8 protein-coding genes and 1 tRNA gene are annotated in these 7,351 nt (G+C 67.4%); 5 read left to right on the forward strand and 4 right to left on the reverse strand.

The window, feature by feature from the left end; all coding sequences use genetic code 11:
• Positions 1–132 precede the first annotated feature (132 nt).
• A complete protein-coding gene (locus tag AC1DZ6_RS14640; RefSeq protein ID WP_477097889.1) occupies positions 133–1,350 on the reverse strand; it encodes a PQQ-dependent sugar dehydrogenase in 1,218 nt (405 codons plus the stop codon).
• Positions 1,351–1,620: 270 nt separating this feature from the next.
• Here AC1DZ6_RS14640 and AC1DZ6_RS14645 point away from each other — a divergent pair, with 270 nt between their 5' ends.
• Both AC1DZ6_RS14645 and AC1DZ6_RS14650 read left to right on the forward strand, forming a co-directional pair.
• The gene (locus AC1DZ6_RS14645; RefSeq protein ID WP_477097890.1) at positions 1,621–2,673 is read left to right on the forward strand and encodes a glycosyltransferase; all 1,053 of its coding nucleotides are present in this window, start codon (positions 1,621–1,623) and stop codon (positions 2,671–2,673) included.
• 44 nt (positions 2,674–2,717) lie between these two features.
• Positions 2,718–2,794: transfer RNA gene (locus AC1DZ6_RS14650), tRNA-Met, on the forward strand.
• 293 nt (positions 2,795–3,087) lie between these two features.
• Here AC1DZ6_RS14650 and AC1DZ6_RS14655 read toward each other — a convergent pair.
• The 3 genes from AC1DZ6_RS14655 to AC1DZ6_RS14665 form a co-directional block, all read right to left on the reverse strand.
• Positions 3,088–3,864 (reverse strand): hypothetical protein, encoded by a 777-nt coding sequence (locus AC1DZ6_RS14655; RefSeq protein ID WP_477097891.1) that lies wholly within the window; start codon positions 3,862–3,864, stop codon positions 3,088–3,090.
• A gap of 178 nt (positions 3,865–4,042) precedes the next feature.
• On the reverse strand, positions 4,043–4,570 hold the full coding sequence (locus AC1DZ6_RS14660) for a histidine phosphatase family protein (RefSeq protein ID WP_477097892.1): 528 nt from the start codon (positions 4,568–4,570) through the stop codon (positions 4,043–4,045).
• Positions 4,571–4,856: 286 nt separating this feature from the next.
• Positions 4,857–4,988, reverse strand: a complete 132-nt coding sequence (locus tag AC1DZ6_RS14665) for a hypothetical protein (protein ID WP_477097893.1) — start codon at positions 4,986–4,988, stop codon at positions 4,857–4,859.
• A 206-nt stretch (positions 4,989–5,194) separates the two neighbouring features.
• On the opposite strand from AC1DZ6_RS14665, the gene AC1DZ6_RS14670 reads away from it, so the two are divergent.
• The 3 genes from AC1DZ6_RS14670 to AC1DZ6_RS14680 form a co-directional block, all read left to right on the forward strand.
• A complete protein-coding gene (locus tag AC1DZ6_RS14670; protein WP_477097896.1) occupies positions 5,195–5,632 on the forward strand; it encodes a YciI family protein in 438 nt (145 codons plus the stop codon).
• Entirely contained in the window at positions 5,629–6,894 is a 1,266-nt protein-coding gene (locus AC1DZ6_RS14675; RefSeq protein WP_477097894.1) for an RNA polymerase sigma factor, read from the forward strand. Before AC1DZ6_RS14670 ends, AC1DZ6_RS14675 begins: the two co-directional genes overlap by 4 nt.
• Positions 6,895–6,967: 73 nt before the next feature.
• The coding region (locus AC1DZ6_RS14680; RefSeq protein ID WP_477097895.1) for a YybH family protein at positions 6,968–7,351 on the forward strand (384 nt) is incomplete at its 3' end.

Consider the following 7,351-nt stretch of genomic DNA (forward strand, 5'->3'; position numbering starts at 1 on the left):
CACCTGCCCCCACCTGACCGCTTCGCGGTCTGTCGCGGCGAGGGGGCGGAGGATGCGCGCACCGCCCCTCTTCCCCCCTTATGGGGGAAGACGATCGCGAAGCGATCCGTAGGGGGCAAGTGCTAGCCGCCTCTAGCCCTTCGRAACCACCCGCAACACCCGCCCGTCATCCTCGTCCGTCACCAGATAAAGCGCCCCGTCCGGCCCGACCTTCACGTCGCGGATGCGGAAGTTCAGATCCGACAGCAGGCGCTCCTCGCCGACCACCTGCTTGTCCTTCAGGGTCAGCCGCACCAGGTAGCCCTTGAGCCCGCCGACAAACAGGCTGCCCTTCCAGGCCGGGAACAGGTCGGCGTTGTAGAAGGCCAGGCCAGAGGGGGCGATCACCGGGTCCCAGTAGTAGATCGGCTGCTCCATGCCCTCGTGCTGGGTGATGCCGTCGCCGATCGGCTTGCCCGAATAGTCCTCGCCATAGGTGATGGTCGGCCAGCCATAGTCCTTGCCGGCCTTGGGGGCGTTGATCTCGTCGCCGCCCTTGGCGCCGTGTTCGACGGTCCACAGCTCGCCGGTCCAGGGATTGATCGTCGCGCCCTGCAGGTTGCGATGGCCCTTGGACCAGATCTCCGGCTTGGCCTGCGGCTTGCCGACATAGGGATTGTCGGCGGGGATCGAGCCGTCGGGACGGATGCGGATCACCTTGCCCAGGGCCGCGTCCAGCTTCTGGGCCTGCATGCGGCCGGGGAGGATCGAGCGCTCGCCGGTGGTGACGAACAGCGCCCCGTCGCGGCTGAAGGCCAGGCGGCCGCCGAAGTGCAGGGCCGAGTCCAGGGCCGGCAGCTGCCGCCAGATCACCTGGACGTTCTCCAGCCTGGGCGCGGCGCCCAACACCAGCTTGCCGCGCGCCGCCGTGGTGCCGTTGCCGCCCTCGCGGGCCTCGGCATAGGTCCAGTAGATCAGGCCGTTCTTCGCGTAGTCGGGGTCCAGGGCCACGTCCAGCAGGCCGCCCTGGCCCTCGGCATAGACCGCCGGCAGGCCGGCGACGGCGGGCGACAGCTTGCCGTCGGCTCCCAGGATCCGCAGGCGGCCCGCTCGCTCTGTGACCAGCTTGGAGCCGTCGGGCAGGAAGGTCAGGCCCCAGGGGTGGTCCAGGCCGGTGGCCAGGGTCTCGACCTGATAGGCGACGCCCAGCTTCTCCTCGGGCGCGCGGGTCTGCTGCGGGAAGGCCGGCTTCTGGTCAGGCGCATTGGGCGGCCCGGTCTCGACGGGCGGATTGGGCTGGGCCTGCACCGTGTTGGCGGGCGCGCACGCCGACAGGACCAGCGCGGCGAGGGCGAGATGGCGAAGACGCATGGAAACTGTCCTGGCGAAGGGGCGACGATTGGTCAGGTGACTACGTTGTCATTGCGACGCGCCGTTGTCATCCGCCTCATCGCTGTCATCCCGGACAAGCGCGCAGCGCGCAGATCCGGGACCGACGCATGAGCGCCGCGCTTCCGGCGGTCCCAAATCTTCACCCGGCTTCGCCGGTCTCGTCCGGGATGACAAGCGAGGGGAGGGCTGGACGTTGACTTGCACCGCGCCCCCGACGAAGGTCCGGCCTCGCCAAGCCCGGAGCCCGCCTTGACCGCCATCCTGCACGCCATGTTGGGCAAGGGCCTGGGCGGTCTGGAGCAGGTGTTCCTCGACTACCAGCCGATCCTCGAGGCCTATGCCGCCGAGCGCGGCGGGAGCGCCGTCGGCGTGGTGCGGACGGGGAGCAAGGTCGCCGCCCAGACCCAGGGCCGCGTCCCGCCGCTGGCGACCATGCCCGCCTATACCGACTGGGATCCCGTCACCGTCGGCGCCGCCCGGAAGCTGGTCAGGGCCGCCGCGCCCGACCTGATCCTCAGCCACGGCCAGCGTCCGGCCCGCCTGCTGGCCGAGGTCGCGCCGGCCAAGGCCGTTCTGGCGGTCTGCGTGCACAAGCCGAGCTTCGACGTCGAGACCACCCGCACCCACTATGTCTGCGTCGGCCGGCACCTGGCCGAACTGGCGGTGAAGCGCGGCGTGCCAGCCATGCGTGTGCACTTCGTGCCCAACGCCGTGAAGCCGCCGACGGCTCTGGCGGCGCCGTTCGCGGAAGAGGGCTCCCCGCCGCGCATCGTCGCCGCCGGCCGCCTGCATCCCAAGAAGGGCTTCGACGTGCTGATCGCCGCCCTGGCCCTGTTGCGCGATCGGGGCCAGGCCTTCGCGTGCGAGATCGCCGGCGAGGGCGACGAGCGGCCCAAGCTGGAGGGGCTGATCGCCCAGCACGGCCTGGGCGATCGCGTGCGCCTGGTCGGCTGGCGCGGCGACGTCTCGGCCTTCCTGGCGACCGGCGACGTCTTCGCCTTCCCGTCCTATCAGGAGGGCTTTCCGCTGGTCCTGCTGGAGGCCATGGCCGTCGGACTGCCGGCCGTATCGGCGGCGATTCCCGGACCCGTGGAGATGATCGAGGGCGGCGTCGACGGCGCCCTGGTCCCCCCCGGCGACCCCGCCGCCTTGGCGCGAGGCCTGGCCGGCGTGATCGCGAGCCCGCAAAAGGCCCGCACCCTGGGCGTGGCGGCCCGCGCCAACGTCCTGGCCGACTATGGTCCGGAAAGCCTGAAGCGACGTCTCGACGCGGTGCTCGATCTGATGCTCGGACGGGCTTGAAGCCGCCCCCGCTTTGCGCTTATAAGCCCGCCTCCGCTTCGTGCGGCTGGGTAGCTCAGATGGTTAGAGCGGTGGATTCATAACCCACAGGTCGGCGGTTCAATCCCGCCCCCAGCCACCAAACCAAACCCACATGCGGTTTGGGCGGTGTTCCTCTCTCGGATCTCGTCGCCGACGACGTCGACTTCGCCGGCGTCGCCTACGACTGGCGCGCGGAAGCCGTAGCTTGGCGCGAGTGGTACGTCCGCCACCGTGACCTGTGGAAGGCAAAGTTCAAGACTGAGGTGGCGTCACCGCCGCCTTGATCCGCCTGGGGCTGACCTTGCATGACAGAGCCCGCCGTCTTGGCCGAGACGGCGGGCTTTTCGTTTCACACTCTAACGTGGCTGCCACCGGTTCATCACGATGGCGCACCTAAGCAAAGGCATTAAGAACCTTGCGTACTCCCGCGAGTGATTGCGCAAGAAATCTCAAAAGATCTGTATTTCCAATAGGAAGGTCTGGTTCGTCGAACCGAATAATGCGGTACACCTTGAAGCCTCCGGCGCTCAATTGGATGTCGGCGATGCGGCGCGGCGTTGCCGTTAAAGCGCCCCCGTAATAATTCGAACTATCTATGATGCAGAACTTTCCCCCGTAGGCGGGTTCAGAAACTGCTGCATGTGTCGCGAGCCGCCGGTGCTTGTTGAGGATATCTGCCTGATGAAGATCTCCGAGCCACTCATTTCCAGGGAGGTACGGCTGGAATTCGGCGATGATCGCCCGGTCCGCATCGGAAAGAAGCTTAGTCTTTCTTTGGCCGTCAGATTTGAACACGTCTTCTGTTTTTGAAGCAGGGAAATAGGTATCGCTGTCCGAGCCAGACTGGGCCTTGGCCAGAGTGCAGGCGAGCGCATCCAATACCGCGCGAAGGCTGTGCGCGTATTGGCCGCTCAAGATGCTAAACGATTTTGGAACGGGCGCTCTGATATAACCGTCGACGTGAAAAAGTCCCGGGGACGGCTGAGCAACATCGGAGACAATGTTTTCGTCGCACCAATTCTGGATGTCGCTCGAAAGGCTTGTGATTTGCCCCTCGACGAAATCGACGATTTCAGACAGCGGCTCCATATCGCTGGCGCTCAACCGAGTTTGTTCGGTCACCGCTCCCCCCTCTTCTTTCCATCCTCTCGCCATCACACCAGTCTTCATTGCTGGCTAGCGTTGGACGTTGTCGAACTTATTGGCAGGTTCGTTCGCCGGCGGGAAGTCCCGCTCCACCAAAAGTGTTCCGGTCCTCGCGGGGGCGAGCATTGAAGCTTGCGGCCTGGCTGGAGGGTCAATCGTGTTTGATGCGAACGCCGTTCGCGGCGGGGGTTAAACGGCGAACCTATCGCACGGGTCTTTGTCTCAGCGGCCCCGTCTGTGGCCCTAGGGCGCCGACAACCAGCGGGCCTTGAGCGGTTGGTGCAATGCCAAGGGCGGCGCCGTGGGCCATGATCATTTTGCGGGGGTTGAGCGCGTCAGTGTAACGCGGAGCGAGGTACGCGAGGGCGTTCAGCAGGGGCGTGCTGTGGCCAACGATGCAAAACATGTCCGAACTGGCCAAGGCTCGCTCGAGGAGCTTGGCGAGTTTGGCAGAGGAGCTGCGCCAGAGGCGAAACCTGACCTCGAATTTGGCCTTGCGGCCTTTGGCAAGGACCCAGGCCGTCTGAAGTGTTCGCACAGAGGGGGACACGATGAAGGTCGTTGGCGTGAGCCCGCACTGCTCCATCTGCGCCCGAAGTCTTCTAGCGCTCGCCATCCCTACCGCGTTCAGGGGGCGAAAGATGTCAATGATCCTGATCCTGCGAAACAGCGTTTCACCATGCCGGGCCAAGACCACTCGTGTCGGCGTTGAAGCCGCTGGCAGCACCATATCGCCCTCCCTCCCGCTTGTTTCGCCCACAGCGGGCGTCGCGGATCGAGGTGCAATCAGAACGCGCTTTCGTTATTCACGGCAAGGTCAAGGTTGATCAATTGGACGCCTCACTTGGGCGTCCCAGTGAGCTTCAGACCGCAATCAGAACCGGAGATGGTGCAGATGTGGGTTCCGGTCTGCGCCCGCCCCCAGCCACCACCCCCGGTCCTGACGGTTCCGGAAGTCGGGCGGCTTCTCAAAATCAGCTGACGACTGCGCGCAACGCGCCCCGCCACTGCGCGCCTCAATCCTGGAAATACCGCCGCCTCACGCCCTTGCGGCGGCGGCGGATCGCGTCGATGTGCGGGGCGATGCTCGGCCAGGCCAGCATGCCGAGCAGGAACACGATGAAGAACGTCGAAATCCACAAAGTCACGCGAACGGCTCCTGGCTGCGAGCGCCTCCTTCCCTTTGCCGTCTTGTCATTATGGTTTTGTGTCGGCGGAGCGACCGTCAAGGAACGCCTTGGCGAAAATAGGGCTCCTTCACCATGGGCGAAACCGCGCGGGTCCGATTTTCCCGCTCGCCGTGTCGGATTGCGGGGTTCCTGATCGTCCTGGCTACGACAAGGTGCGCACCCCGATGCTCTATGCCATTCTTTGCTACAATTTCGAGGACGCGATCGGGGCCTGGACCGCGGCGGAGGACGCCCTGGTCATGGCTCGAATCGGGGTGGTCGAGGCCGGGCTGGCCGCCGCCGACCGGCTGGGCGCGGTGGCTCGCCTGCTGCCGACCACCGCCGCCGTCACCCTGCGCAAGGGCCGCGACCATCTGGTGATCGACGGTCCGTTCGCCGAGACCAAGGAGCAGCTTCTGGGGTTCTACGTGGTCGACTGCGGGGGGCTGGAGGCGGCGATCGACGTGGCGCGCGACCTGGCCGCGGCCAACCCCGACCGCGGCGCCTATGAAATCCGGCCGCTGGCCGTCTATCGTCCCGGGACCCTGGCCGGCCCTCAAGTCCGCGCCGGCGTGAAGAGAGCCCCGCTGAAGGGCGCCCATGTCAAAGGGAGGGGGGCATGACCATCGCCAATATCGACGCGGCCTGGATCGACGCCGCCCTGACCGCCGCCCGCCCGCAGGCGGTGGCGGCCCTGCTGCGCTACTTCCGCGATCTGGACACCGCCGAGGAGGCCTTTCAGGACGCCTGCCTGCGGGCGCTGAAGGCCTGGCCCAAGAACGGTCCGCCGCGCGACCCGACGGCCTGGCTGATCCTGGTCGGCCGCAACGCCGCCCTGGACGGGGTGCGCAAGCAGAGCAAGTCGGCGCCCCTGCCGCCGGAAGAGCTGATCTCCGACCTGGACGACGCCGAAGCGGCCATGGTCGATCGGCTGGACGGCGAGCACTATCGCGACGACGTGCTGCGGCTGCTGTTCATCTGCTGCCACCCAGACCTGCCGGCCACCCAGCAGGTCGCCGTGGCCCTGCGCATCGTCTCGGGCCTGTCGGTCCGGCAGATCGCCCGTGCCTTCCTGGTCGGCGAGTCGGCGATGGAGCAGCGGATCACCCGCGCCAAGGCCCGGATCGGCGCCGGCGACGTGCCGTTCGGGGCGCCCGACCTGGACGAGCGGGCGCGGCGCCTGACCGCTGTCGCGGCCATGGTCTATCTGGTCTTCAACGAGGGCTATTCGGCGGGCGGCCAGGAGATCCAGACCCGAGGCTCGCTGTGCGACGAGGCCATCCGCCTGGCGCGCCTGCTGCTGCGTCTGTTTCCCAGCGAGCCGGAGATCATGGGCCTGACCGCCCTGCTGTTGCTGCAGCACGCCCGCGCCCCGGCCCGGTTCGACGCCGACGGGGCGGTGGTGCTGCTGGAGGACCAGGATCGCGGCCTGTGGAGCCCGCGGATGATCGCCGAGGGCCTGGCCCTGATCGACAAGGCGGTGCGCCATCGCCGGCCCGGACCCTATCTGGTGCAGGCCGCCATCGCCGCTGAGCACGACCGGGCCGAGCGCGCGGAAGATACGAACTGGACGCGGATCGACCTGCTGTACGGCGACCTGGAGCACTTGGCGCCGTCGCCGGTGGTTACCCTGAACCGCGCCGTGGCGGTGTCGAAGGTCGCCGGACCGGAGGCGGCCCTGGCGATGATCGAGCCCCTGGCCCCCAAGCTGTCGGGCTATTTCCACTTCTTCGGCCTGAAGGGCGGGCTGCTGCTCCAGCTGGGCCGGCGGGACGAGGCGCGCGTGGCCTTCGACCAGGCCATCGCCCTGGCCAGCACCGCCGCCGAGGCCGCCCACATCCGCCTGCACCTGGACCGGCTGATGAAGGAAGGAACGGGCGGCTAAAAAGTTTTCGGCGGATGTCGGACAGGCGGCGCGTCGGCCGTCCTTTGGTCGAACCGCCGAACGGGAGACCGCCATGCTCGAGACCGCCACCAACACCGACGAGGTCGCGATCCGCTGCGTGATCGACGCCTGGACGCAAGGCCTGCACGACAAGGACGCCAAGGCCGTGGCGGTCTGCCTGGCCGACGACCTGACCGTCTATTCCCTAGCGCCGCCGCTGGTGGCCGCCGACGACGGCGGCGCCGGCCTGCAGGCCTGGTTCGACAGCTGGTCCGGCCCGATCGGCTACGACCTGCCGGAACTGACGATCGCGACCGCTGGCGACGTGGCCTTCGCCTACGGCCTGGCCCACATGACCGGGACCAAGACCGACGGCGAGCGGCCCGACCTGTGGTTCCGCTGCACGCTGGGCCTGCGCAAGCACGACGGGGCCTGGAAGATCGTCCACGTCCACGAG

The sequence above is a fragment of the Caulobacter sp. P1_B12_2 genome, assembly GCF_056406675.1.

Coding starts and splice junctions, on each gene's coding strand:
- AC1DZ6_RS14655 (WP_477097891.1), bottom strand. CDS start 3,864: ATGAAGACTGGTGTGATGGCGAGAGGATGGAAAGAAGAGGGGGGAGCG.
- AC1DZ6_RS14660 (WP_477097892.1), bottom strand. CDS start 4,570: ATGGTGCTGCCAGCGGCTTCAACGCCGACACGAGTGGTCTTGGCCCGG.
- AC1DZ6_RS14670 (WP_477097896.1), top strand. CDS start 5,195: ATGCTCTATGCCATTCTTTGCTACAATTTCGAGGACGCGATCGGGGCC.
- AC1DZ6_RS14675 (WP_477097894.1), top strand. CDS start 5,629: ATGACCATCGCCAATATCGACGCGGCCTGGATCGACGCCGCCCTGACC.